Genomic DNA, 25,773 nt, shown 5'->3' on the forward strand with positions numbered 1-25,773 from the left:
ATTCTGTCGGGCGGCGGCGCCGTGACGGGGCTTGGACGGTCAGTCGTCGTCCGTCTCGGGTACGGCCCGGGCGCGGGGGCCGTCCGGGGTGCAACGGATCTCGTACGTCAGGTCGTCGCGTTCGTCGTCATCGCTGGGCTCGGCCTCCAGGCGGGCCGTGGCGGACGGGCCCCGGGTGACGTCCTCGTCGATGTGGTAGCCGTCGGCCGGGCTCCAGGAGAGGAGGTAGACGGTGCCGTCGGGGCGGCACTCGACGGTGGCGGTGCCGCCCGTGAAGCGGACCGTCGACCTTTCGGCGGGCCGTTCCGTCGGCCTGGCCGAGCGGGACGGAGAGGAGGAGGGCGAGGGCGAGGGGGAGCGAGAGGGAGAGGGAGAGGGAGAGGCCGACGGGGAGTTCGGGGTGTCCGCCAAGGCCCGCCGCACGGCGCCCTCGTCCAGGGGCCTGCTGTGGGCGGCCCCGCCGGAATCAGCGCTCGCCAACTGCCAGGCGCCCAGCGCCCCCGCAGCCGTGCCGACCGCCACCCACGCCGCCGTACCCGCGGCACTCCACCACTTGCCCACCCCCACACCCTCCCCCACCGTTCCCTAACGTCCGGTTAAGACCCCGGTTAAGGTCCGCCCCCGCACCGCACTCCGACGTGAACCCGCGCCGAATTCGGGGCCAACCCCTGACTACCGTGGCCCTCATGGCCCACCTGCTCGTCGTGGAGGACGACCCCCAGCTGCGCGGCGCCCTCGTGCGCGCCCTGCGCGACAAGGGCCACGCCGTCGCGACCGCGCCCACCGGCATGGCGGGGCTCGACGCGGCGGTCACGCACCCGCCCGACCTCGTCGTGCTCGACCTCGGCCTGCCCGACGTGGACGGCGCCCAGGTCCTCCGGATGCTGCGGGCGGTCAGCGACGTACCCGTCATCGTCGCCACGGCCCGCGACGAGGAGCCGGAGATGGTGGCCCTGCTCGGCGACGGGGCCGACGACTACATCGTGAAGCCGTTCGGTGCCGCGCAGTTGGACGCCCGGGTGAAGGCGGTGCTGCGGCGGCTCGGCGTGGGTGCGGGTGAGGAACCGCTGCGGGTGGGCGGGCTGTGCGTCGACCCCGCCGCGCGTGAGGTCGCCCTCGACGGGGTCGCCGTCGAGCTCACGCCCCGCGAGTTCGACCTGCTCGCCCATCTCGCGCGCCGCGCCGGGCAGGTCGTGTCCCGCCGCGAACTCCTCGCCGAGGTCTGGCACCAGCCGCTCGGCGGGGCCGACAAGACGGTCGACGTCCATCTGTCGTGGCTGCGCCGGAAACTGGGCGAGACGGCCCAGGCGCCGCGCTATCTGCACACGGTGCGCACGGTGGGGGTCAAGCTGGCGGCGCCGGACGCGACGCGGAGGCCGGGGGCGCTGGGTACGCCGGAGGGGCCGGGCGGGCCGGAAGGGCCGAGCACGCCGTCCGCAGCAGACGGGCCGGAAGGGCCGAAGGGGCCGTACACGGCAGGCGGGCCGGACGCAGCGCGGAGGCCGAGGGCGCTGGACACGCCGGAGGGGCCGCACGGGCCGAAGGCACCGGATGGGCCGGAAGGGCCGCACGGGTCTGAGACGCCGGATGGGCCGAAAGCACCGGGCCCGGCGTACACGGTTGTCGGGCCCCGCGCACCGGGCGCACCGGCCGGGCTCGCCGGGCCGGGCGCCGCCGACCCCGCGGGCGCCCCGTCCGCTCAGGTCCCGCCCCCGGGCCCCGCGGACAACACCCCTGACGGGCCCGCCTGATGCGTCGCAGGCTGCTGCTGCTCACCGCCGCCACCACCGCCCTCGTCCTCACCGCCCTGCTCGTTCCGCTCACCCTCCTCACGCGCGGTCACGCCGCCGACCGTGCCACCGCCGAGGCCACCGCCCGCGCGCAGTGGGTCGCGCACGCCATCGGGCCCGCGCTCGCCTCCGCCGCGGAGCGGCCCACCGCCGAGCAGACCGTTGCCGGGGTCAACGGGGACGGGTTGCCGCGGACTTCGCTCGTCCTCGGGGACGGGAGCGTCGTCGGGCCCGGTGGCGGTCGCGGGGCCGGGGCGAAGGCCGGGCCCGACGGTGGCGTGTCCGACGCCATTCGGCTCGCGCGCACCGGTCGCGCCTTCACCTACGAGCCCTCCACCGGTGGGCGGCAGGTCCTCGTCCCCGTGCACGGTGCCGCCGACGGTACCGCCGTCGTTCAAGTCACCCTCACCGAGCGGCAGTTGTACGCGGGGACGCTGACGTCCTGGCTCGTGCTCGCCGGGATCGGCGTGGGGCTCGTGCTGCTCGGGTTGCTGCTCGCCGATCGGCTCGGGGCTCGGCTCGTGGGGGCGACGCGGGGGCTTGCCCGTACCGCCGATCGGCTTGCCGCCGGGGAACTCACGGCTCGGGCCGTGCCCGACGGTCCGCCCGAACTGCGGCTTGTCGCCGGTGAGCTGAACCGGCTCGCCGGGCGTATCGACGAGTTGCTCCGTGCCGAGCGGGAGAACGCGCGGGAGAACGCGGCCGATCTCGCGCATCGGCTGCGTACGCCGGTTGCCGCGTTGCGGCTTGACGCCGAGTCGTTGCGGGATGCTCGGGAGGCCCGGCGGATCGCCGGGGACGTGGCCGCGCTGGAGCGCAGTGTGGACGACGTGATCCGCCGGGCCCGGTTGCCCCTGCGGGGCGCTGCCCGCGCCGACCTCGCCGCCGTGGCCCGCGAGCGGGGAGCCTTTTGGCGGCCGTTGGCCGAGGACCAGGGGCGTGTGCTCTCGGTCGACGCCGTCGGCCTTGGTCGTCCCCCACATCACACACCGCACCGCGGCGCGGAGGCGGCACCCGTCCCCGTCCCCCCGGACGAACTCTCCGCCGCCCTCGACGCACTCATCGGAAACGTTCTCGACCACACCCCCCACGGCACCGCATTCCGGATCACCGTCGAGGCGACCGCCGTAGGGCACGCCCAACTCACCGTCGCCGACGACGGGCCGGGGTTCCCCGACGGCTACCCGGAATCCGCCGCCCGGGGCACCAGCGGCGGCGGGTCCACCGGGCTCGGGATCGACATCGCGCGGCGTACCGCCGAGGACGCGGGCGGCAGCTTCGCGATCGCGGGCGGGCCGACCCGCGTGACCCTCACCTTCCCGCTCGCGGAAACGCCCCCGGGGACGCCCGCCCCCACACCCCTCAGGAAGACACCGCTCGCGGAAAAACCGTCCGCACCGCCCGAGCCCACCGGTTGATCCCCAGGTCCGGCCGGACCGCCGCGAAGCCGCCGCAGTACTTGGTGAATTCGGCGGCCCGCAGGCCGTACCGGTGCAGGACCCGGTCCGCCTCCGTCAGGCGGCCCCGCGTCTTGGTCTCGACGAGGACGAGGCCGCCGTCGGCCGCCGCGGTGCGGCCCGTCGCCACGTCGCGTACGACGAGGGCCGCGTCGCACGTCACCCGCTGGCCGTCGGCGACGAACGTGGCGCGGCGGTAGTCGGTGACGAGGGAGGGGGTGAGGCCGACGGGGGCCTCGATGCCGTACGAACCGCGCAGCACCCCCGCCAGGAACCCGCGCCGGGCGTCGTCGAGGGCGTGGTCCGTGCCCTCCATCCGCTGCCGGTGCTTGACGGTCTCGCCGCGCCCGGTCTTCAGCTTGATCTCGAACTGCCGCTCCCCGCTGTCCTGATAGACCCGCTCCCGGACGCGGTAGCGGAGTCTTCGGCCCTGGCGATGGTCGTGATACGTGTGCAGGGCGGGGGTGTCGTAGTACGTCGAGTGGTACCCGAACGAGCGGCGGCCGCCGATGCTCAGCGCGCGGAACGGGCCCGCGGCCCGGCGCGGGTCGGTGAGCAGGGCGGTGAAGTCCTCGAAGATGTCGACGGGGACGAGGTAGCTGTTGTCGTAGCGGGCGAGGAGCTCCGCCCGGGCGTTCAGTTCGTCCAGGGAGACGGGATGTGCGGCCAGTGCGGCGCGGCTCAGCGCGCGTACTGCGGGTTTCACGCGGCCTCCTTGGCGTACGGCGGGGTCACTCGTACGAACTCCCCATCGTGAGCCATTGGTTCCGGCTGACGGAAGCGGACTTCCAGCACCATCAGGTCCCGTACGTAGTCGACCTCCTGGACCGTCCAGCCGAGGGGTTCGCCGAGCCGCCGGGCCAGCTCGGCGCGGAGCGCGTCCTCCTCGCGGTACACGGCGTCGAGGGTCACCAGGGCCCGGCGGTCGCGCCGGTAGAGGCGGGGGTGGTCGCCGACGTACATCACGAGCAGCAGCACCGCCGCGAGGCCCGCGGCCATCGGCAGCGAAAGGCCCGGAAGACCGCACAGGAGCCCCAGGACGAGGGTGATGAAGTAGTACGCCACTTCCTGGTGCCGCACCGCGTCGGAGCGCAGCCGGACGATCGACAGCACACCGAAGAGCCCGAACCCGAGCGCGAGCCCACCGCCGCCCGCCGCCTCCGAAAGGGCCGCGACGACCGCGAACAGCGCGACGTTCAGGGCGAGATACGCGGGGACCAGCTCGCGCCTGCGGTGCCGTGGGCAGAAGACGGCGAAGGTCAGCAGCGAGACGGCCACGAGGTCGAGGCCGAGGTGGGCGGCGAGCGTCTGTAGGTCCATGGTCGCGACGTTAGGGAGGTGCGGGTTAAGGAGGCCCCTGGGGAAGGTTAAGCACCACGCATCCCTTTCATTGACAGCATGCTGTCGCAATGACAGGATACTGACATCGGGACATCGTCCACCGAGTGGAGGCCACCATGAGCCGGACCGTTCATCTCGCCGTCTACAACACCCTCGCCGACTGGGAGACGGGGTACGCCACGGCGTATCTCGCCCGAGCCGGACACGAGCTCCGGACCGTCGCCACCACCCGCGAGCCCGTCACCACCGCCGGCGGCGTCCGCATCCAGCCGGACCTGACCATCGACGAGCTGCGCGCCGAGGACAGCGAGCTGCTGATCCTGCCGGGCGCCGACCTGTGGGACACGGGCGACTCGCTCGCCCCCTTCGCCCGCGCGGCCCGCGCCTTCCTCGACGCGGGCGTGCCGGTCGCCGCGATCTGCGGGGCCACCGCCGGGCTCGCCCGCGAGGGCCTGCTCGACGACCGCGCGCACACCAGCGCGGTGTCGATGTACCTGGACGCGACGGGCTACAAGGGCGCGGAGCGGTACGTCGAGTCCGACGCCGTCACCGACGGCGACCTGATCACCGCCGGGCCCACCGAGCCCGTCGCCTTCGCCCGCGAGGTCCTCAAGCGGATGGGCGCGTTCGAGGGCGAGAAGCTGGACGCCTGGTACCGGCTTTTCCACGACTCGGACCCGACGGCGTACGAAACGCTCGAATCATGAGCCGCGAGGAGCACACAGGCGCGGTCGGCGACGGTGAGCAGGTGGGCGGCGGTGAGCCGGTCGTCAACGTCACCGTCGGCGAGGGCGTCGCCGCCCGCCCCGAGCAGGACCTGCTCACCCGCACCGCCCTCGGCGTCTTCCGGCTCAACGGCCAGTTCGTCACCGTCTCCGAGGAGATGGCCCGCCCGGCCGGGCTCACCGCCGCGTGGTGGCAGGTGCTCGGCGCGGTCCTGCGCGACCCGCAGCCCGTCGCCGGCATCGCCCGCACCATGGGCATCACCCGGCAGAGCGTGCAGCGCGTGGCCGATCTGCTCGTACGGCGCGGCCTCGCCGAGTACGCGCCCAACCCGGCCCACCGCCGCGCCAAGCTGCTGCGCCCCACCGCCGAGGGGCGCGCCGCCGTCCAGCGCATCCAGCCCGCGCACGCGGACCTCGCCACCCGGCTCAAAGAAACCCTCGGCGAGGAACAATTCGCGCAAACCGCCCAGGTGTTGGAGCGCCTCTCCGAGGCCCTGGCCGGGCTTGAGCCCGCCGTTACGGAACCGTAGAGGTAAGCCCGGGGCACCCCTCCCACCACGGCACTATCCTCGGTCTGTTGCACGGCTGTGCACACACAGTCGCCGCTCCGAGGTGGCTGGAAAGCAGCAGGAACACAGGGGGAGGACGGCGCCGATGGCCATGGAGAAACTGGGGCCGGGGGATCCGCAGCGGATCGGTGCCTACCGACTGCTCGCGCGGCTCGGCGCGGGCGGCATGGGGCAGGTCTATCTGGCGCGCTCCGACCGCGGCCGCACGGTCGCGGTCAAGCTGGTGCGCGAGGAGCTGGCCGCGCAGGAGGAGTTCCGCGGGCGGTTCCGGCAGGAGGTGCAGGCCGCGCGGCGGGTCGGCGGGGCGTGGACGGCGCCGGTGCTCGACGCCGACACGGACGCGGCGATCCCGTGGGTCGCCACGGGGTACGTCGCCGGGCCCTCGCTGCAGGGCGTCGTCTCGCACGACCACGGGCCGCTGCCCGAGCGGTCCGTGAACATCCTCGCCGCGGGGCTCGCCAACGCCCTCAAGGACATCCACGCGGCCGGGCTCATCCACCGCGACCTGAAGCCGTCGAACGTCCTCGTCACCATCGACGGGCCGCGCGTCATCGACTTCGGGATCGCCCGCGCCCTCGAAACCGTCACGGACGGCGGGCTCACCCGGACCGGGGCGCTCGTCGGGTCGCCCGGCTTCATGGCGCCCGAGCAGGTGCGCGGTGACCGGGTCACGGAGGCGTGCGACGTCTTCTGCCTGGGATCGGTGCTCGCGTACGCCGCTACGGGGGCGCTGCCGTTCGGGACCGCCAACAGCGGGGTGCACGCCCTGATGTTCCGCATCGCGCAGGAGGAGCCCGACCTGGAGGCGCTGCCCGAGGAGCTGCGGGAGCTGGTCCGCTCCTGCCTCGCCAAGGCGCCCGGGGACCGGCCCTCGCTGGACGAGATACTCGCCCGGACCGGGGCGCAGGACACCCTCTCCGAGGGGAAGTCCCTGGAGCCCTGGCTCCCCGGCGCCCTGGTCGCCCAACTCGGGCGGCACGCCGTGCAGTTGCTGGACACGGAGGACCCCGAGGGCGACGGCAAGCCCGTCCCGCCCAAGCCCGAGGGTGCCCCCGCTCCGGAAGCCGCGGCTGTCCCGGCCGTCCCGGAACAGGCTCCCGACGGCCCGAGAGAACCCGAACCGACCGCACCGGAGGCGTCCACCGACACCCCGCCCCCGCCCGGCGCCCCCGGCCACGCCCCCGTCAACCACCTCCCCACCATGGTCAGCGGAATGCCGCCCGCGCCGACCGCCACACCCGCGCCGACGCCCGCGGCCACGCCGGCCCCCGCGACCCCGCCGCCCAGCCACGCGGCCGCCTACGGCTACCCGCAGGCAGGGGCCGCGTACGGCTACCCGCACCCGCAGCCGCCCTACGGCGCGACCCCTCCGTACGGACCCACTCCCCCGTACGGCGCGACGCCCCCGTACGGGCCCGCGCCCATGGACCCGCCGCGGCGCAGCGGGCGCTCCACCGCGCTGCTCGTCGCGGTGGCGCTGATCGTCGCGCTCGGGGCGGGTGGCACGGTGTACGCGGTGATGAAGGGGGACGACGGCGACCCCAAGGCGCGTGGCGGGGGCGACGGGAAGAACCGGGAGAGCAGCGCGCCGGAGACGCCCGGCAGCCCGTCGCAGTCCGACTCCTCGCCGACCCCCTCGCCGTCCACGACCACCGCGTCGGACAAGACGGTGCCGGACAAGTTCCTCGGCACCTGGAACGGCACGGTCAGCGGCGACGCCGGGGTCAGCACGCGTCAACTGACCATCCAGCAGGGCGAGGAGGGCGACACCGTCCTGTCCATGACGGCCGACGGGCCGATGGCGGGCGGCGGCACCTACCACTGCGTGTTCCAGGGCGAGTTGACGTCCGCGAGCGAGGACCGGCTGAACATCGGCCCGACGCGGGTCACCGTGGGCGGGCCCCCGGCCTGCGACCCCGGCAAGCCGACGGTGGTCACGATCCTGCCGAGCGGCGAACTGCACCGCGTCAACACCGACGGCAGCCGCGCGCTGACGTACACCAAGGGCGGCTGACAGCGAGGGCAACCAGCCGCCGCCGCAGGCGAGTTGAACCAACAGCGAACGTCCGGCGACGGAACGGCGAAGTCCCCCGCCGGGGCGTTCCCCGCTGAGGGGGCGCCTCCGTAGCGTGCGCCCGTGGACTGGTTGAGCCCCGAGAACGTCGTCGCCGCCCTGACCGCCGCGCTCGGGCTGCTCGCCACCCTCGGGGCGATCTGGTACGAGCGCCGCGTGCCGCGCCGCAAACGCATCGGCTACCGCGTGCAGATGGACACCGCCATCGGCGACAACGTCCGCACCGGCGGCGCGAACGCGCGCCTCGGACTCTTCGACGAGACACCGGAGATGTCCGACGCGACGCTCGTGCTGCTGCGCGTGGAGAACGACGGCTCGCAGTCCATCTCCGACGCCGACTACACCGGGCGCGCGCTGCACGGCCTCACCGCCGTCTTCACCGACCGCACCGTCCGCGGCCTCGCCGTCACCGCGCAGGTCGGCGCCGACCACCTGATGGAGCACTTCACACCGTCGGCGGGACTGCGCTACGACGGCTCGACGCTGCACATACCGCGCGTACCGCTGAACCGCGGCCAGCACTACAAGCTGCTCGTGCTGCTCACCGGCGGCTCGGTCGGCAGCGAGGTCATCGTCTCCGGCGGCCTCCAGGCGGGCGAGGTCCAGCCGAACCGCTCCACGACGCCCGACGACAAGCCGCCGCTGTTCAGCAGGCCCGCGAAGGTCCTGACGGCGCTGCTCACCGCGTCCGTCGTCACGCTCGCCACGATGATCCTGCTCACCGACGAGGACCGGACGCCCATCGAGTGCGCCAAGGGCGAGCTGACCGTCGTCGGTTCGACGGCGTTCCGGCCTGTCGTTGCGGAGATGAAGGAGAAGTACGAGGACGACTGCCCGGGAGCCTCCGTCACCGTCGCCGCGCACGGCAGCACGGCGGGGATAAGGGAACTCGACGCGGAGGGCGCCCGGTCCGCGAAGGCCGAGAAGAAGTCGCCGCCGCTGATCGCCCTGTCCGACGGCCCGAAGTCGGACGGCTTCCCGCGCCTGGCCGAACACCGCGTCGCGGTCTCGGCGTACGCGCTGGTCCTCAACGACTCGATCCCGCTGAAGAACCTGTCGCTCGCGGACGTACGCCGCCTCTACCGCGGCGAGATCCGCAACTGGAAGCAGCTCGGCGGGCCCGACCGGGACGTCGTCCTGGTCAGCCGCGGCTCCAGCTCGGGCACCCGCGACACCCTGCAACGCCGCCTGCTGAACGGCGACTTCGAGATCAAGGCGTCGTCCAACGACTGCGTGCGCAAGGACGACGCCGAGGCACCGGTGATCCGCTGCGAACTCGACTCCACCGAGCAGGTCCTGGACGCCGTCGGCCGCACCCCCGGCGCCCTCGGCTACAGCGAACTGCGCGCCGCGAGCAGCCCCAAGGGCCTGCACCGGCTTTCCCTGGACGGCCAGGAACCGTCCACGGACAACCTCGCCGACACCGGCTATCCGTACCGCGAGATCGAGTACGCCTACACCTACGGGCAGCCGCCCGCCGACTCGCTGGCGTCCAGCTTCCTCGCGTACGCGCGCGGCAGTGGCCAGGATGTGATCCGCACCCATGGCCATCTGCCGTGCGCGACACCGGAGGGCCTGCGCGCCTGCGCCGAGCTTCCGGACGAGCCGAACTCCCGGACCAGGCGCGCCGGTTGACCTCTGGACGAACTAGATGAACGAGTTGATCTCGATCGTCTCGTCACGCCCCGGGCCCACGCCGATCGCGGAGATCGGGGCGCCGGACATCTCCTCCAGGGCCTTCACATAGCCCTGCGCGTTCTTCGGCAGGTCGGCGAAGGTCTTGGCCTTGGTGATGTCCTCGGACCAGCCCGGCAGCATCTCGTAGACGGGCTTCGCGTGGTGGAAGTCCGTCTGGCTGTACGGGAGTTCCTCGACGCGCTTGCCGTCGATCTCGTACGCGACGCAGACCGGGATCTGCTCCCAGCCGGTGAGCACGTCGAGCTTGGTGAGGAAGAAGTCCGTCAGGCCGTTCACGCGGGTCGCGTAGCGGGCGATCGGGGCGTCGAACCAGCCGCAGCGGCGGTCGCGTCCGGTGGTGACACCGCGCTCGCCGCCGATGGTGCGCAGCGCCTCGCCGTCCTTGTCGAACAGCTCCGTCGGGAACGGGCCCGCGCCGACGCGCGTGGTGTACGCCTTCAGGATGCCGATGACGCGGCTGATCTTCGTCGGTCCGACGCCGGTGCCCGTGCAGGCGCCGCCCGCGGTCGGGTTCGACGAGGTGACGAAGGGGTACGTGCCGTGGTCCACGTCCAGGAGCGTGCCCTGGCCGCCCTCGAACAGGACGACCTTGTCCTCGTCGAGCGCGTTGTTGAGGATCAGCGTGGTGTCGGCGACGTACCGCTTGATGTTCTCGCCGTGCTCCAGGAGCTGCTCGACGATCTGCTCGGCCTCGATGGCGCGGCGGTTGAACACCTTCGTCAGGAGCTGGTTCTTCTGCTCCAGGGCCGCTTCGACCTTCTGCTTCAGGATCGACTCGTCGTAGAGGTCCTGGACGCGGATGCCGGTGCGGTTGATCTTGTCGGCGTACGTCGGGCCGATGCCGCGGCCGGTCGTGCCGATCTTCCGCTTGCCGAGGAAGCGCTCGCCCACCTTGTCGACCGTCACATTGTACGGCGTGATGATGTGCGCGTTTCCGCTGATCAGCAGCTTGGAGGTGTCGACGCCGCGCTCGTTGAGCCCGCTCAGCTCGGAGAGCAGGACCGACGGGTCGACGACGACACCATTGCCGATGACCGGGACACACTCCGGCGAGAGGATCCCGGAAGGGAGGAGATGCAGCGCGTACTTCTGGTCGCCTACGACAACCGTGTGGCCGGCGTTGTTGCCGCCCTGGTAACGCACTACATAGTCCACGGAGCCACCGAGCAGGTCGGTGGCCTTTCCCTTGCCTTCGTCACCCCACTGAGCACCGAGCAGCACGAGTGCGGGCACAGGCGTACACCCCTTCCGGGCGGGGCATGTCCAAGGTCAGGGGCCGCAGCCGGAGGCCTTCTGCCGCCGGTGTGGGTGAGCCTTGGTTGCCCCGGAATAGACGAAGCCCCTGGCGCAATAGCGCAAGGGGCTCTTGCACAAAGATGCTACCCGAGGACTAAAGAAAGGGCGCACGTGTCGGCTCGCGACCAGCTTCTGGTGGTCATCGACCCGGTCGCCCGGCGTACGGACGGGGAGTCCGTACGCATCGCCAAGGACGTGCTTGGCGCGGGCGCGGGAGTCAGGGTGTGCCTGCCTGAAAGCCCCGAAGAATTCAGGAAAGCGCTGGTCAGGCGAGGGACGCGACGTCCTGTCGTGATCGGTGACGACCGGGCGCTGCTGCGTGCGGTGACCGTGTTGCACGGGGAGCGGGCGCTGGCGTCCGCCGTCCTGTCCGTCGTCCCCGTCGGGGCGGCGGCGTCCGCCGTGCGGCTCGCGCGGGGGCTCGGGGTGCCCGCCGGGGCGGTCGCGGCCGCGCGGGCGGTCCTGGAGGGGACGCCGCGGCGGCTTGATCTGCTCGTGGACGACCGGGACGGGGTGGTGCTCGGGGATGTGCGGATTCCGCCCGTCGGGCCGGTGGGGGGTCACGACGGCCCCGACGGCGCCGACGGGGGCGACGCGGCCGTCGGCGGGGAGCGGCATCCGTGGCTGCGGACGTGCCAGTCGCTCGTGCGGACGCTGGCCGTGCGGCCCTCGCGGGTGCCCGCGGGGCCCTCGCGGCTGCGGGTCGAGGCCGACGGGGTCACCCTCGTCGATCTCGACCAGCCGGTCGAGGGGGTGTCCGTGGTGCCCGGGGGCGGGGGGCTCGCCCGGGTGGAGGTGCATCCGGCGTCCGTCGGCGCGGAGATCGCGCCCGTGCGGGCGCGGGCCCGCTCGGTGACGGTGTCAGGGCCGGACTTCCGGTACCGCGCTGACGCGGTGGTCACCGGCCCGGTGCGCACCCGGACGTGGCAGGTCCGGCCCCAGGCTTGGGGGCTTACGTTGCCCGGCTGATCGGACGCGTTCATGGCGCCGTAGGCGTGGGCTGTGCCCACCCGTGCCGCCCCTGGCGGCCCAGCTGCCCACAGCGGGAGCAGGGTCAGCCCTGCGGGCCGAAGAGGGCTTCCCTGTGGGCGCGCCAGCGGGTCATCATGCCTGCCAGTTCGACCTGGACGAACTCGAAGAACGCCAGGGTTTCCTGGAGGCGGGTTCCCGCGGGGGAGTCCGGGCCGAGCTGGGCGACGCCGTCGCGCAGGGCGCTCTCCCAGCGCTGGAGCACGGAGTCCCGGTTCGCAAGCGCCTCGTACCACTGGTTGCCGTGCACCCGGAAGATGTCACGCCGTGACCCGGGCTCCCGCTCCCGCGTGACCATGTACTGCTGCGACAGATAGCGCACCGCCCCGGACACCGCCGCCGGGCTCACGTGCAGCCGCTCCCCCAGCTCGGCCGAGGTGAGCGCCCCGGATTCGGAGGCGAGCAGCGCGGCGAAGACCCGCGCGGGCATCCGCGGCATCCCGGCCCAGACCAGTTGCGCGGCGAACTGCTCGGTGAAGCGGGATGCGGCCGCCAGGTCCTCCCCGCGGTCCGCCACGACCTCCGTGTCCGCCGCGGCCCGCTCGTCCTTCTTGTCCGTGCTCATCCGTAGATCATCTCCCCTGCTCACCCCGACCCACGCCAAGTTTATACATTTCCTTAACTTCACAAATTTGTGAAAGTAACGTACGTTCAAAAACATGACGAAGGCAATCACCGTCTCCGGGCTGCACAAGTCGTTCGGCCGGACACACGCCCTCGACGGCCTCGATCTGGACGTCGAGCGCGGCGAGGTGCACGGCTTCCTCGGGCCCAACGGGGCGGGCAAGTCCACCACCATCCGCGTCCTGCTCGGTCTGCTGCGCGCCGACTCCGGCGCCGCCCAGCTCCTCGGCAGGGACCCGTGGCACGACGCGGTCGAACTGCACCGGCACATCGCGTACGTACCGGGAGACGTCACCCTGTGGCGGAACCTCTCCGGCGGCGAAGTCATCGACCTGTACGGCAAGTTGAGGGGCGGCCTCGACAAGCGGCGGCGCGCCGACCTCGTCGCGCGGTTCGAGCTGGACCCGACCAAGAAGGGCCGCGCCTACTCCAAGGGCAACCGCCAGAAGGTCGCGCTGGTCGCCGCGTTCGCCTCGGACGTCGAGCTGCTGATCCTGGACGAGCCGACGTCGGGCCTCGACCCGCTGATGGAGGAGGTCTTCCAGAGCTGCGTGGCGGACGCGCGCCGCGCGGGCCGCACCGTCCTGCTGTCCTCGCACATCCTCAGCGAGGTGGAGACCCTCTGCGACCGCGTCAGCATCATCCGCAAGGGCCACACCGTCGAGACGGGCTCGCTCGCCGACCTGCGCCACCTCACCCGCACCAGCATCCGCGCCGAACTCGTCCGCGAGCCGAACGGCCTGTCCCACCTGCCCGGCGTGCACGACCTGGAGATCGACGGGCACCGCGTGGCCCTCCAGGTCGACACCGACAAGCTGGACGCCGTGCTGCGCGCCCTCACCGAGTCCGGCGTACGCACCCTGACGAGCACGCCGCCCACCCTGGAGGAGCTGTTCCTGCGGCACTACCAAGAAGACGCGGCGGACGCGACGGGCGTACGTACCGAAGAGGCGATGTCGCGATGACCGCCGCGACCGGCACGCTGCCCGCGCCACGCGCGCGCGGCCGGGGCCATCTCACCGGCACCCGCCCCCTGTTGCGCCTGGCGCTGCGCCGCGACCGCGTGCTGATCCCGGTGTGGCTCGTCGTCATCGCGATGATGGTCCTGAGCATGCCGAACACCCTCAAGGAGGTGTACGGCACGGCGGCCCAGCGCGCCGACCTGATGGAGTCGCTCGCCACCAACGCCTCCCTGCGCGCCCTCTACGGCCCGGTCTTCGACCAGTCCTACGGCGGCCTCACGGCCTGGCGCGTCGGTACGTTCGCCGGGGTGCTCGCGGCCGTGATGAGCCTCGTCATCGTCGTACGGCACACGCGCGAGGAGGAGGAGACGGGCCGCCAGGAGATGATCTCCTCGGCCATGGTCGGCCGTCGCGCGCCGCTGACGTCCGCGCTGCTCACCGCGCTCGTCGCCAATTCGCTGCTCGGCCTGCTCGTGGCCGGCGGGCTCGCCGGTGAGGGCGGGGCGGGCGCGCTCGCGCTCGGTGTCGGCATCGCCTGCGTGGGCATGGTGTTCGCCACGATGGCGGCGATCGTCGCCCAGTTCACGGAGAGCGCCCGGCTCGCCAAGGGCCTGACGTCGGCGCTGCTCGGCGCCGCGTTCGTGCTGCGCGCGGCCGGCGACTCGGCGACCGCCGACGGATCGTCGCCGCTCACCTGGCTCTCGCCGGTGGGCTGGCTGGAGAATCTGCGGTCGTTCGGGGACGAGCGGTGGTGGGTGCTTCTGCTGTTCGTGGGCGCCGTCGCCGTGCAGTGCGTGGCGGCGTACGAACTGGCCGGGCGCCGTGACGTCGGCATGAGCTTCCTGCCGGCCAGGGCAGGCCCGGCACACGGCCGCATCGGCACGGCGGGCGCGCTGGCCCGGCGGCTGCAGCGCGGCGCGGTCATCGGCTGGAGCCTCGGCTTCCTGGCCGCGGGCGTCGTCTTCGGCGGCCTGACGGAGGGCGCCACCGACCTGGTCGGCGACAACGAGAACACCCGCGAGATCTTCGAGCGCATGGGCGGTCAGTCCGGCCTCACCGACGCCTTCCTCGCCGCGATCGTCGGCATGATCGGCATGGTCGGCGCACTCTACGTCGTCGCCTCGGTCCTGCGGCTGGGCGCCGAGGAGACCTCGGGGCGCGCCGAGCCGGTCCTCGCGAACGCGGTGGGCAGGCTGCGCTGGGCGGCGGGCCACCTCGTCGTCGCCTTCGCGGGCGCCGCGCTGATCATGCTGCTCGCGGCCTGCGGACTCGGCCTCGGGTACGGGCAGGACTTCGGCCCGATCGTCGGTGCCTGCCTGGTCCAGCTCCCCGCGATCTGGCTGATCGGCTCGCTGGCCGTGCTGCTCCACGGCGTCTCGCCCCAACTGGCCGTCGCCGCCTGGGGAGTCGCGGGCCTCGCCCTGCTCATCGGCTGGATCGGCCCCGCCCTCGACCTGCCGCAGCCGGTGATGAACCTGTCGCCGTTCTCGCACCTGCCGAAGCTGCCGGGCCAGGACATGGCGTGGAGCCCGGTGCTGCTGCTCACGTCGCTCGCGGTGGTGTTCACGGCGGTCGGGCTCGCGGGGCTGCGCAGACGGGACATGGCGACGGGCTGAGCACGCTGGTGCCTCAGCACTCGACGAGCAGCTCCCCCAGCCCCCGGATCACGAAGCCCGGCTTGCGCGACGGCTCCGCCACGAGCCGCAGATCTGGGGCCCGGCGCAGCAACGCGCCCAGCGAGGCGGCCAGTTCGATGCGGGCGAGCGGCGCGCCCACGCAGTAGTGGATGCCCGCGCCGAAGGAGATGTGCGGGTTGTCGGCGCGGGCCAGGTCCAGGGTGTCGGGGGCGGCGAACGCGGCCGGGTCCCGGTTGGCGGAGCCGAAGAGCAGCGCGACCTCGCTGCCGCGCGGGACGACGGTGTCCCCGACCTCGATGTCGTCGAGCACCCACCGCTCGAAGAGCTGGAGCGGGGTGTCGTGGCGCAGCAGCTCCTCGACGGCCGTGGGCAGCAGCTTCTCCGGCGCGGCGCGCAGGGCGGCGAGCTGTTCCGGGTGACGGAAGAGGACGTTCCACCCGTTCGCCGTGGAGTTGACGGTGGCCTCGTGCCCCGCGTTCAGGAGCAGCACGCAGGTCGAGATCATCTCCTGCTCGCTGAGCCGCTCACCCTCGTCGTGGGCGGCGATGAGAGCGCTGATCAGATCCTCGCCGGGCTCCTTGCGCCGAGCGGCGATCAACTCCCGCAGATACAAAGAGAATTCGACCGACGCGTGCACGGCCCGAGCCGCCGTCTCCTCCCCCGGGTTCAGCTCGTACATCCCGCAGATGTCCGCCGACCAGGGCCGCAGCGGCCCCCGGTCCGCCTCCGGGATGCCCAGCATCTCGGCGATCACCGCGACGGGCAGCGGCTCGGCAACCCGCGCCACCAGGTCCCCGCCGCCGTCCGCCACGAGTCCCCGCACGAGGTCGTCCGCGAGGCCCTCGACGTACGGACGGAGCCGCTCGACCGTGCGCGGCGTGAACGCCTTCGCCACCAGACGGCGGACGCGGGTGTGCGCCGGGGCCTCAAGGTCGAGCATGCCGTTGCCGTTCAGGACGTGGAACGGCTCGTGCGCGGGCGGCGGGGCCTGGCGGCCGAACTCCTCGTGGCTGTACCGGTGCAGATACGTGCGGCCGAGCCGCCGGTCCCGCAGCAGGGCCGAGACGTCCGCGTGGTGCGGGATCAGGTACTGGCCGGTCGGCTCGTAGTGATGTACGCGGCCACGTGCGCGGAGCGCGGCGTACGCGGGGTAGGGATCGGCCACGAACTCGGGCGACCAGGGGTCGAAGGGGGCGTCCATGCAGGGACGTTAGCCCCGCGCACCGCGCCTGACCAGCCCCGCTCAGCCCGGTGTGACCAGGCGTGCCTCGTACGCGAACACGGCGGCCTGGGTGCGGTCGCGCAGGCCGAGTTTCACCAGGACCCGGCTGACGTGCGTCTTGATCGTGGACTCGGCGACGACGAGGCGCGCGGCGATCTCCGCGTTGGAAAGCCCCTGCGCGATGAGGACGAGCACCTCCGTCTCGCGCTCGGTCAGCTCCCCGTACTGGGCCTGCGCCTGCGCGGACGCCATCAGCCGCGGGTTGTCCGACAGCTTCGAGAACTCCGTGATCAGGCGGCGCGTCACGCTCGGCGCGAGCAGGGCCTCACCGGCGGCCACCACCCGCACGCCGTCCGCGAGTTGGCGGGCCGACGCATCCTTCAGCAGGAAGCCTGACGCGCCCGCGCGCAGCGCCTGGTACACGTACTCATCGAGGTCGAAGGTCGTCAGGACGAGCACCTTCGTCTCCACCAGCGCGTCCGCGACGATCTCGCGGGTGGCGTCGATGCCGTTCATCTCGGGCATGCGGATGTCCATCAGGACGACGTCCGGGGCGAGTTCGCGCACCCGCCGCACGGCTTCGAGGCCGTTCACCGCCTCGCCGACGACCTCGATCTCCGGCATCGCGTTCAGGAGCACGGAGAAGCCCTCGCGGACCATCATCTGGTCGTCGGCGATCAGGACACGAATGGTCCGGGTCATGCGGGTTCGCCTCCGGCGTGCTTGTTCAGGGAGAGGGTTTTCGTGGTGTCGGCGGCTTTGTACGTGGTGTCGGCGGCCTTGTTCGTGTCGTCCGCGGCCTTGGGGGTGTCGGCCTTGGGGGTCTCGGGCTTGGGGACCTCCACCGGCACCGGCAGGAACACGGTCACCTCGTAGCCCCCGTCCCCCGTCGCCTCGGCCGTCATCTCGCCGTCCAGCATCGTCACGCGCTCCCGCATGCCGGTGATGCCGTGCCCGGCGCCCGGCGAGGGCTTGACCGGCTCGGTCGCGGGGCCGTTCACGACGCGCAGGCCGAGGCCGCCGAGCACGTACCCGATCTCCACCCGGGCCGTCGCGCCCGGCGCGTGCCGCAGGCTGTTGCTGAGGGCCTCCTGCACGATGCGGTACGCCGAAAGCTCCACGCCCTGCGGCAGCTCCCGCACGGCGCCGGTGACGGCCTTCTCCACGTTCAGACCGGTGTCACGCACGTTGTCGAGGAGCCGGTCGATGTCGGCGAGGGTCGGCTGCGGGGCGTCGGGAGCCTCGTAGTCCTCGGCGCGGACGACGCCGAGGACGCGGCGCAGTTCCGTCAGGGCGATCACGGCGTTCTCGCGGATCGTCGCGAAGGCCTGCTCCAGCTCCGGGGGCGGGTTCTCCACGCGGTACGGGGCGGCCTCGGCCTGGATGGCGACCACCGACATGTGGTGGGCCACGACGTCGTGCAGCTCGCGGGCGATGTTGGTGCGCTCCTCCAGGAGCGTGCGCTTGTCCCGCTCGACGGCGGTGACCGTGCGCTCGGCGACGACCTCGCGGCGGGTGTGGGAGTTCACGGCGACCAGGCTGACCAGGGCGACCGCGACGCCGCTGACCACGGCGAGCGCCCCGCTGTTGGAGCCGTAGCTCGACCCGGCGCCGTCCGCGAAGAACGAATACACGGTCGTGAGGACCCACATCCAGGCCGCCGTGCGGGGGCGGGTGCGGGCCGCGACCACCATCATCACCATGGTGTGCCCCACGAAGGAGCCCGGCGACCACGGATAGTCCCCGCCGCCGATCGCGACCGCCAGGAACGGGGTCACCGCCAGGGACAGCCACCACGCGAGGACCGGGCGCACCAGCGTCAGGGCCACCGTGGCCGCGGGGACCAGCGACGCCAGGACCTCGACCAGGTCGTTGCCGCCGTAGCCGCCGGACATCCCCGCGTACGTGATCATCACCGTGAACGCGGCCATCGCCAGGACCACCGCGTGCGGGAACCACACGGCGAGCCTGCGTATCCGCCCCGTCAGCCACTGCACCGGCGGGGCGTCCCCGCGCAGCGGGGGCAGGGGCCGATAGGCGAAGGCGTCGTGGAAGAGGTCCGTGCGCAGTCCCTGGAGGACGTTCTGCGCGAGGTGGAGCTCCGGGCTGCGAGTTTTCTCGGTCACGCGATAGACGGTACGGGCCGGTGGCCGCGGGTCGCGTCCCCTGCGGGACGGGTTGTGGGGGGTCCGTCGCAGGTACTACGCGGGCCCTGCCGGGGGCTTCCCCAACCCCGCCCCCTCCCGTAACCGAGGGGGGGTACACCTTGCCGGTGCGGCTGGGTTTCAGCCCGTCCGGCGCTTGAGGACGAGGCGCGGAGCGCCGACAGGGGGAGAGGGGCGGAGCCCCAGACGGGAGCGGGGGTCAGGCCGTCTCAGAAGGCAAGCTGCGCGATCTCTTCCGCCACCACCGCGCACGCGTCCGCCGCCGGGTCGATCAGCGGGAAGTGCCCGACCTCCTCGAGCAGCGTGACCCCGACGACCTCGCCGGCCTTCGCGGCCGCGTCCGCGTACGCCTCGGCGACGGCCTGCGGCACCACGATGTCGGTGCGGCCCTGGACGACGGTGGTGGCGATGCCGGTGGGCAGCAGGGCGGCCGGGTCGGCGTGCCCGAGCCGCTCCTCGAACAGCGCCTCGACGTCGGCGCCGCCACCGGCGGCACCCACCCCCAGGAACTGCCGCACCGCCCCGGAACACACGTCGAGCTCGTCGGCCACCCGCAGGTCGGCGATCGGCGCGAGCGCGACCACGCCCCGCAGCGGCGCGGGCCGCGCCCGGTGCCACCGCGAGCCCTCCGGCAGTACGTGCCGTGCGGCAGCCCACAGCGCGAGGTGGGCGCCGGCCGAGTGCCCGGTCACCACGACCCGCTTCGGGTCGGCCATCGGCAGGGCCTCGCGGACCAGTGCGGGCAGCGCGTCGAGCGCGGCGGCGACGTCGTCGAGGGTCTCGGGCCAGCGCCCGGCGATCGGACGGCCGTCGGTGCCCTCCGCGTCAGCCGGTCCGCCCTGCGCCGGAATGCCCCCGCCGGGCCCGCCCGGCCCACCGGCCGAACTGCCCTTGCGGTACTCGATGTTGGCGACGGCGAACCCGCGCCGGGCCAGGAAGTCCGCGAACGGTGTCACGTGCAAGCGGTCGTACGGCGCCCGCCAGGCCCCGCCGTGCAGCACCACGACGAGCGGCGCGGGCCGGTCGGCGGCGCCGCGCGGGGCGTAGAAGTCGACGATCTGATCCGCGTGCGCGCCGTACGCGGCGGTGGAGTCCGGCGGCACCGCGGGATGCGCGAAGGCGGATTCCTCCTCGGCGGCATCGCGGGCCACGGCTGCGTCGTCCGGCATGCGGCAACCCTCTCAAATGTCGGCCTGCGTCCGCCCTCCGGTCGCCGGCGGCAACTGACCGGCGACCGGCGGACGTTCGTACCATGATCCAGACTTGGATGCGCCGGACGGTATCAGGATCCGCCCGGCATCCGTGCCGTCAGGGCCCGGCAGCCCTCGTCAGGGCCCCCGGGCACCTCCGTCAGGGCCCCCCGGGCGCCTCCGCCAGCGTGTCCGCGAGGACCCGCGCGGCCCGCTCCGCGTCCGCGAACGACACGTACAGCGGCGTGAAGCCGAAGCGCAGCACGTCCGGCGCGCGGTAGTCGCCGACCACGCCCCGCTCGATGAGCAGCTTCATCACGGCGGCGGCGTCCGGGCAGCGCAGCGCGATCTGGCTGCCCCGCTCGGCGTGCGCGACGGGAGTGATCGACTCGACCCGCCCCTCGGGCACGTACGCGGCGACGCACTCCAGGAAGAAGTCCGTCAGGGCCAGGGACTTGGCGCGCACCGCGGCCGTCGACACGCCCTCCCACACGTCGAGTGCCGCGTCGAAGGCGAGCAGCGACAGGATGTCGGGGGTGCCGACGCGGCCGCGCACCGCGTCGTCGGCGGGCTCGTAGTCGGCCCGCATCCCGAAGGGCTCGACGTGCGAGTTCCAGCCGGGCAGCGGCGAGTCGAAGCGGGGCTGGTGCTCCTTGCGCACGTACAGGTACGCGGGCGAACCCGGGCCGCCGTTCAGGTACTTGTAGGTGCAGCCCACCGCCAGGTCCACGCCGTGCTCGTCGAGCCCGATCGGCAGGGCGCCCGCCGTGTGGCACAGGTCCCACACGACGAGGGCGCCCACCGCGTGCACGGCCGCGGTGAGACCGGGCAGGTCGTGCAGCCTGCCGGAGCGGTAGTCGGCGTGGTTGAGGAGCACGGCGGCGGTGCGCGGGCCGAGGACGCCCGGTACGTCGGCCGGGGCGACGGGGATCAGCCGACAGCCGGTGAGGCGGGCGGCGGAGGAGGCGATGTAGCCGTCGGTGGGGAAGGTGGTGGAGTCGACGACGATCTCGTCGCGCTCCGTATCACCGTCCTCCTGGACGATGCGGACGGCGGCCACCAGCGCCTTGAAGATGTTCACGCTGGTGGAGTCGGCGACGACGACCTGCCCGGGGGCGGCGCCGAGCAGCGGGGCGAGCCGGTCGCCGATCCGCTCCGGCGCGGTCCACCAGCCGCTCTCGTCCCAGGAGCGGATGCGCAGCTGCCCCCACTCGCGGGTGATGACGTCGACGACGCGGGCCTCGACGTTGGCGGGGAGGGCGCCGAGGGAGTTGCCGTCGAGGTAGACACCCGCGGCGTCAGCCGCATGATCAGGTGCAGTGTCGAGGATGAAGTCCCGCCGTTTGGCGGCGAGTTCGTCCTTGCCGTCGAGCACCTCGGCCCGTGCCTTCATTTCCCGCTCTGCCATAGGGGCCACCCTCTGCGTCTCAGACATGGCTGCGTGCCGTCCACAGTTCCGGGAACACGTTCTTCGTCGCGCGCTTCTCCAGCCAGGCGACTCCGGCGGAGCCGCCCGTGCCGGTCTTGGAGCCCATGGCGCGGCGGGTGGCGACCAGGTGGTCGTTGCGCCATCGCCAGACGAGTTCGCCGACGTCGGTCAACGCCTCGCCGAGCCGGGCGAGTTCGTCGCCCTCGTCACCGGCGTACAGGGCCGTCCACACGGCCTCGACCTCGGGCGAGGGCTCGTACTTGCGGGATATGTCGCGCTCCAGGACGGCGGCCGGGACCGGGTGCCCGCGGCGGGCGAGGAGCCGAAGGACCTCGTCGTACAGGCTCGGCTCCTGCAGGGCCTTCTCCAGCTCGGCGTGCACGCGCGGGGCACCGCGGTGCGGCACCAGCATGGACGCGGACTTCTCGCCGAGCAGGAACTCCATGCGCCGGTACATCGCCGACTGGAAGCCGGAGCCCTCGCCGAGCGCGCCCCGGTAGGAGTTGAACTGGGCGGGGGTGAGCTGGCCGAGCGGCTTCCACGAGTGGTTCAGGGCCTCCAGCTCCCGCACCGACCGCTTCAGCGCGGCGATCGCCACCGGCACGTCGTCCTCGCCCAGGGCGCGGGCCGCGGTCTCCCACTCGTGCACGATGACCGTGAACCACAGCTCCATGACCTGGGTGGTGACGAGGAAGACCATCTCGCCGGGGTCGTCGGACCGCAGGTGCTGGAGGTGGGTGAGGACGTCCGCCTGGACGTAGTCCTCGTAAGGGGTGGTGCCTGCGAAGTCGAGGTTCGGGCTGTCCGGGCTTTCGTCGTCCGTGGTTACGGACTGTGGCCGGGTCTCGTGCGCCGCGTGCGCCTCGTGGGACATCGCTGTCTCCTACATGCGTACTCCGGGTAGCGGTCCGCCCCTGCCGGTACCGGCACGGGGGCCCCGGTCCCCACCCGCATCCTCCGCAACATCCCGGGAAACGGCAAGACCTGCCTGGTCACACCGGGTGTCCAGGCAGGTCGTGGGGTACGTGGGTACGCCGGTGGGGCTCAGCCCAGCGTGTCCGCCGCCGTCGCCGAGGACTCGCGCAGGAACGTCGAGCACCGCTCGTACTCCTCCTGCTCGCCGATGGCGCCGGCCGCGCGGGCGAGGCCGTGCAGGGCGCGCAGGAAGCCGCGGTTCGGCTCGTGCTCCCACGGCACCGGGCCGTGGCCCTTCCAGCCGCTGCGGCGCAGGGAGTCCAGGCCGCGGTGGTATCCCGTACGGGCGTACGCGTACGACTCGACGACGCGGCCCGCCTCGTACGCCTCGTCCGCGAGGCGCGCCCACGCGAGGGAGGACGTCGGGTACTTCGCCGCGACGTCGGCGGCCGGGGTGCCGCCCGCGAGGAGCTCGCGGGGCTCGGGGTCGTCGGGGAGGTGGGTCGGGGGCGGTCCCCCGAGCAGGTTCTCGTGAATGGCCATGGGACAAGTCTGCGGCATGGGGGACGGGCTGAGATCGTGCCGGTGAGTTTTAGCCCCTCCGGCGTTTGAGGAGCGGGGGTCTGGGGGCAGAGCCCCCGGTTTCGGGAAGGGGCGGGATTGGGGAAAGCCCCGCAGGGCCTACCCCCGCACCGCCGCAACCCCCCGCACCAACGCCCCCACCCCCGCCTCGACCTTCCCCCGAGGACACCCCACATTCATCCGCACGAACCCCGGCGCCCCATACGTCCCCCCAGGCATCACAGCCACCCCCTGCCGCTCCACCAGCTCCCGCTGAAGCACCTCGTCCCCCACGCCCTCCCCCAGCACGGGCCGCAGATCGATCCACGCCAGATACCCCGCCTGGGGAGGCCGCCACCCCAGCTCGGGAAACGCCGAGTTCAGCCGCTCCGCCACCACCCGCAAGTTCCCGTACGTATAGGCCCGCACCGCGTCGAGCCACGCCCCGCCCTCCCGATACGCGGCGATGTGCGCGGTCAGCGAAAGCACCGCCGGCGAGGCGAGTCCTTCGCCGGTGTCCATCCGCCGCACGAACGCGGCATGCTCGTCGGGGTCGCCGATGAAGCCGTAACTCCCGCTGAGGGAAGGGAAGTTGAATGCCTTGGTCCCGGAGGTGACGAGCGCCCAGCGCCCCCGCGCGTACCGCGTCCACGGCCGGTGGACGTACCCCTCATGCGTCAGGTCGGCATGAATCTCATCGCTGATGACAGCGACCCCATGCCGCTCGCACAGCTCGGCCATCGCCCCCAGCTCCGCGTCCGTCCACACCCGCCCGGTCGGATTGTGCGGGGAACAGAGCAGCAGCACCCGACTGTCGGGCCGCGCCAACTCGGCCTCCAGGAAGGTGAGTTCGGGGTCGTTCACGGGCACGCCCCGCAACTCACGGCCGAGCCCGGTGACCGCCTTCCGGAAGCCGTCGTACGTCGGGGTGTGCACGACCACGCCCTCCCCCGGCGCGCTCCACATCCGCAGCAGCTGCGATATCTGGTTGAGCACGGACGGGGCGTACACGAGCGTCGCCGGGTCGACCTCCGTGTCGTACCGCTCCTTGAACCAGTCGCGGATCGCCCCGCGGAAGTCGTCGTTGCGCCAGTCCGTGTAGCCGAAGACGCCGTGCGCGACGCGCCGCTGGAGGGCGGCGAGGACTTCGGGGGCGCAGGTGAAGTCCATGTCGGAGATGGTGAAGGGGAGGAGGTCGGGGACGGGGAATCTGTCCGCGATGCCGTCCCACTGCACGCTCCACGTGCCGCGCCGGTCGACGGGGGTGTCGAAGTCGTACTCCGATGTCACAGTCACAGCCATATCCATGGTTCCCTCCGGACACGCCGCGGGCCCGGCACCCACGCGGAAGTGCGGAGGTGCCGGGCCCGACGGACGATGAACTGCTGCTTGAACTACGGGACTACTTGAGCTTCGTGCCCGTGGAGCGCAGGTTCGCGCACGCCTCCGTGACGCGCGCCGCCATGCCGGCCTCGGCGAGCTTGCCCCAGGTGCGCGGGTCGTACGTCTTCTTCGAGCCGACCTCGCCGTCGACCTTCAGGACGCCGTCGTAGTTGCGGAACATGTGGTCCGCGACGGGGCGCGTGAAGGCGTACTGGGTGTCGGTGTCGAGGTTCATCTTCACGACGCCGTTCTCCAGGGCCGTGGCGATCTCCTCGGCGGTGGAGCCGGAGCCGCCGTGGAAGACGAAGTCGAACGGCGACTGCTTGCCGTACTTCGAGCCGACGCCCTCCTGGAGGTCCTTGAGGAGCTCGGGGCGCAGCACGACGTTGCCCGGCTTGTAGACGCCGTGGACATTGCCGAAGGACGCGGCGAGCAGGTAGCGGCCCTTCTCGCCCAGGCCGAGGGCCTCGGCGGTGCGGATCGCGTCGTCGACGGTCGTGTACAGCTCGTCGTTGATCTCGTGGCTGACGCCGTCCTCCTCGCCACCCGTCGGGGTGATCTCGACCTCAAGGATGATCTTCGCGGCGGCGGCCTGGGCGAGCAGCTCCTGGCCGATGGCCAGGTTGTCGGCGAGGGTCTCGGCGGAGCCGTCCCACATGTGGGACTGGAAGAGGGGGTTCTCGCCGCGGGCGACGCGCTCGGCGGAGACGGCGATCAGCGGGCGTACGTAGCCGTCGAGCTTGTCCTTCGGGCAGTGGTCGGTGTGCAGCGCGACCGTGACGTCGTACTTCGCCGCGACGATGTGCGCGAACTCGGCGAGGGCCACCGCGCCCGTCACCATGTCCTTGCTGTACTGGCCGCCCAGGAACTCCGCACCGCCCGTGGAGATCTGGATGATGCCGTCGCTCTCCGCCTCCGCGAAGCCGCGCAGCGCAGCGTGCAGGGTCTGCGTGGACGTCACGTTGATGGCCGGGTAGGCGAACTTGCCTGCCTTCGCCCGGTCCAGCATCTCGTTGTAGACGTCGGGGGTTGCGATGGGCATGTGTCCGCTCCTTGTGATGTGCGGGGTGATGGCTGACCGGGGGCGACGACGTCGTCGCCCCCATCCTTCCAGACTCGCCGGATTGCTCCAGCCCGTCGTCATGTACCGATCAGTCGAGGCCCAGCTCGTCCTTGGAGTACGCGAAGAGGTACGGGACGCCCGCGCCCTCGGTGATCTTCTCGGCGGCGCCGGTGGCCCGGTCGACGATGGTCGCCACGCCCACGACCTCGGCGCCGGCCTCGCGCACCGCCTCCACCGCGGTCAGCGGGGAACCGCCGGTGGTGGAGGTGTCCTCGACGACGAGCACGCGGCGGCCCTTGATGTCCGGGCCCTCGACGCGGCGCTGCAGGCCGTGCGCCTTGGCGGCCTTGCGCACCACGAACGCGTCGATCCGCCTGCCGCGGGCAGCGGCGGCGTGCAGCATCGCGCCCGCGACGGGGTCGGCGCCCATGGTGAGGCCGCCCACGGCGTCGAACTCCAGGTCCGCCGTCAGGTCGAGCAGCACCTGCCCGACCAGCGGGGCGGCCTCGCCGTCGAGGGTGACGCGGCGCAGGTCGACGTAGTAGTCGGCCTCGATGCCCGAGGAGAGCGTCACCTTGCCGTGCACGACGGCCTTGTCCTTGATCTGCTGCAGCAGGTCGCCGCGTACGTCGTTCGTCATGGC

The 25,773-nt window shown here is 72.6% G+C and carries 23 protein-coding genes and 1 pseudogene; 9 read left to right on the top strand and 15 right to left on the bottom strand.

Annotated elements, in window-relative coordinates; all coding sequences use genetic code 11:
* Positions 1-39 precede the first annotated feature (39 nt).
* Positions 40-561 (bottom strand): hypothetical protein, encoded by a 522-nt coding sequence (locus IEY91_RS12025; RefSeq protein ID WP_189173948.1) that lies wholly within the window; start codon positions 559-561, stop codon positions 40-42.
* A gap of 125 nt (positions 562-686) precedes the next feature.
* Between IEY91_RS12025 and IEY91_RS12030 the strand changes: the two are divergent.
* A pseudogene (locus IEY91_RS12030) lies at positions 687-1,379 on the top strand (response regulator transcription factor); the annotation flags it as partial.
* Positions 1,380-1,750: 371 nt separating this feature from the next.
* Positions 1,751-3,208, top strand: coding sequence for a sensor histidine kinase (locus IEY91_RS12035; RefSeq protein ID WP_189173949.1), 1,458 nt, complete (start codon positions 1,751-1,753; stop codon positions 3,206-3,208).
* Here the strand turns inward: IEY91_RS12035 and IEY91_RS12040 are convergent.
* Positions 3,153-3,953 (bottom strand): VTC domain-containing protein, encoded by an 801-nt coding sequence (locus tag IEY91_RS12040; RefSeq protein ID WP_189173950.1) that lies wholly within the window; start codon positions 3,951-3,953, stop codon positions 3,153-3,155. The genes IEY91_RS12035 and IEY91_RS12040 overlap by 56 nt on opposite strands.
* The gene (locus tag IEY91_RS12045; RefSeq protein ID WP_164322519.1) at positions 3,950-4,567 is read right to left on the bottom strand and encodes a DUF4956 domain-containing protein; all 618 of its coding nucleotides are present in this window, start codon (positions 4,565-4,567) and stop codon (positions 3,950-3,952) included. Before IEY91_RS12045 ends, IEY91_RS12040 begins: the two co-directional genes overlap by 4 nt.
* Positions 4,568-4,704: 137 nt before the next feature.
* Between IEY91_RS12045 and IEY91_RS12050 the strand changes: the two genes are divergently transcribed.
* The 4 genes from IEY91_RS12050 to IEY91_RS12065 all read left to right on the top strand — a co-directional run bounded on the left by IEY91_RS12050 (position 4,705) and on the right by IEY91_RS12065 (position 9,591).
* Positions 4,705-5,295 (top strand): DJ-1/PfpI family protein, encoded by a 591-nt coding sequence (locus tag IEY91_RS12050; RefSeq protein WP_189173951.1) that lies wholly within the window; start codon positions 4,705-4,707, stop codon positions 5,293-5,295.
* Positions 5,292-5,843, top strand: a complete 552-nt coding sequence (locus IEY91_RS12055; protein ID WP_189173952.1) for a MarR family winged helix-turn-helix transcriptional regulator — start codon at positions 5,292-5,294, stop codon at positions 5,841-5,843. Before IEY91_RS12050 ends, IEY91_RS12055 begins: the two co-directional genes overlap by 4 nt.
* Before the next feature lie 130 nt (positions 5,844-5,973).
* Positions 5,974-7,896 (top strand): serine/threonine-protein kinase, encoded by a 1,923-nt coding sequence (locus tag IEY91_RS12060; protein ID WP_189174187.1) that lies wholly within the window; start codon positions 5,974-5,976, stop codon positions 7,894-7,896.
* 123 nt (positions 7,897-8,019) lie between these two features.
* Positions 8,020-9,591 carry a substrate-binding domain-containing protein gene (locus IEY91_RS12065; RefSeq protein WP_189173953.1) on the top strand — a complete coding sequence of 524 codons (1,572 nt, stop codon included), beginning with the start codon at positions 8,020-8,022 and terminating at the stop codon, positions 9,589-9,591.
* A 12-nt stretch (positions 9,592-9,603) separates the two neighbouring features.
* On the opposite strand, the gene IEY91_RS12070 is transcribed toward IEY91_RS12065, so the two are convergent.
* Positions 9,604-10,887 carry an adenylosuccinate synthase gene (locus tag IEY91_RS12070; protein ID WP_189173954.1) on the bottom strand — a complete coding sequence of 428 codons (1,284 nt, stop codon included), beginning with the start codon at positions 10,885-10,887 and terminating at the stop codon, positions 9,604-9,606.
* 174 nt (positions 10,888-11,061) lie between these two features.
* Here IEY91_RS12070 and IEY91_RS12075 point away from each other — a divergent pair, with 174 nt between their 5' ends.
* Entirely contained in the window at positions 11,062-11,919 is an 858-nt protein-coding gene (locus IEY91_RS12075) for a diacylglycerol kinase (protein ID WP_229696897.1), read from the top strand.
* Between the two features lie 85 nt (positions 11,920-12,004).
* On the opposite strand, the gene IEY91_RS12080 is transcribed toward IEY91_RS12075, so the two are convergent.
* Positions 12,005-12,418 (bottom strand): GbsR/MarR family transcriptional regulator, encoded by a 414-nt coding sequence (locus tag IEY91_RS12080; RefSeq protein WP_229696939.1) that lies wholly within the window; start codon positions 12,416-12,418, stop codon positions 12,005-12,007.
* A gap of 220 nt (positions 12,419-12,638) precedes the next feature.
* On the opposite strand from IEY91_RS12080, the gene IEY91_RS12085 reads away from it, so the two are divergent.
* Both IEY91_RS12085 and IEY91_RS12090 read left to right on the top strand, forming a co-directional pair.
* Positions 12,639-13,568: an ABC transporter ATP-binding protein gene (locus tag IEY91_RS12085; RefSeq protein ID WP_189173955.1), complete on the top strand. Its 930-nt coding sequence runs from the start codon at positions 12,639-12,641 to the stop codon at positions 13,566-13,568.
* Entirely contained in the window at positions 13,565-15,181 is a 1,617-nt protein-coding gene (locus IEY91_RS12090) for an ABC transporter permease (RefSeq protein ID WP_189173956.1), read from the top strand. The genes IEY91_RS12085 and IEY91_RS12090 overlap by 4 nt, the downstream gene beginning before the upstream one ends.
* Before the next feature lie 13 nt (positions 15,182-15,194).
* Here IEY91_RS12090 and IEY91_RS12095 read toward each other — a convergent pair whose 3' ends face one another.
* The 10 genes from IEY91_RS12095 to pyrE form a co-directional block, all read right to left on the bottom strand.
* Entirely contained in the window at positions 15,195-16,403 is a 1,209-nt protein-coding gene (locus IEY91_RS12095) for a cytochrome P450 (protein ID WP_189173957.1), read from the bottom strand.
* A 42-nt stretch (positions 16,404-16,445) separates the two neighbouring features.
* Complete coding sequence (locus IEY91_RS12100) at positions 16,446-17,126, bottom strand: response regulator (protein WP_164322537.1); 681 nt, start codon at positions 17,124-17,126, stop codon at positions 16,446-16,448.
* Positions 17,123-18,550, bottom strand: a complete 1,428-nt coding sequence (locus tag IEY91_RS12105) for a histidine kinase (RefSeq protein ID WP_189173958.1) — start codon at positions 18,548-18,550, stop codon at positions 17,123-17,125. The genes IEY91_RS12100 and IEY91_RS12105 overlap by 4 nt, the downstream gene beginning before the upstream one ends.
* Before the next feature lie 248 nt (positions 18,551-18,798).
* Positions 18,799-19,758: an alpha/beta hydrolase gene (locus tag IEY91_RS12110; protein WP_189173959.1), complete on the bottom strand. Its 960-nt coding sequence runs from the start codon at positions 19,756-19,758 to the stop codon at positions 18,799-18,801.
* Positions 19,759-19,939: 181 nt separating this feature from the next.
* Positions 19,940-21,214 (bottom strand): kynureninase, encoded by a 1,275-nt coding sequence (kynU, locus tag IEY91_RS12115; RefSeq protein ID WP_373287930.1) that lies wholly within the window; start codon positions 21,212-21,214, stop codon positions 19,940-19,942.
* Positions 21,207-22,082, bottom strand: a complete 876-nt coding sequence (locus IEY91_RS12120; protein ID WP_164322545.1) for a tryptophan 2,3-dioxygenase family protein — start codon at positions 22,080-22,082, stop codon at positions 21,207-21,209. The genes kynU and IEY91_RS12120 overlap by 8 nt, the downstream gene beginning before the upstream one ends.
* A gap of 170 nt (positions 22,083-22,252) precedes the next feature.
* Complete coding sequence (locus IEY91_RS12125; RefSeq protein WP_189173961.1) at positions 22,253-22,666, bottom strand: DUF3151 domain-containing protein; 414 nt, start codon at positions 22,664-22,666, stop codon at positions 22,253-22,255.
* A gap of 138 nt (positions 22,667-22,804) precedes the next feature.
* On the bottom strand, positions 22,805-23,974 hold the full coding sequence (locus tag IEY91_RS12130) for a MalY/PatB family protein (RefSeq protein WP_229696940.1): 1,170 nt from the start codon (positions 23,972-23,974) through the stop codon (positions 22,805-22,807).
* A 112-nt stretch (positions 23,975-24,086) separates the two neighbouring features.
* Positions 24,087-25,109 carry a class II fructose-bisphosphate aldolase gene (gene fbaA / locus IEY91_RS12135; RefSeq protein ID WP_164322551.1) on the bottom strand — a complete coding sequence of 341 codons (1,023 nt, stop codon included), beginning with the start codon at positions 25,107-25,109 and terminating at the stop codon, positions 24,087-24,089.
* 109 nt (positions 25,110-25,218) lie between these two features.
* Entirely contained in the window at positions 25,219-25,770 is a 552-nt protein-coding gene (gene pyrE / locus IEY91_RS12140) for an orotate phosphoribosyltransferase (RefSeq protein ID WP_164322553.1), read from the bottom strand.
* Positions 25,771-25,773: the final 3 nt, after the last annotated feature.

This window comes from Streptomyces lasiicapitis (assembly GCF_014646335.1).
GTDB classification, from domain to species: Bacteria; Actinomycetota; Actinomycetes; order Streptomycetales; family Streptomycetaceae; genus Streptomyces; species Streptomyces lasiicapitis.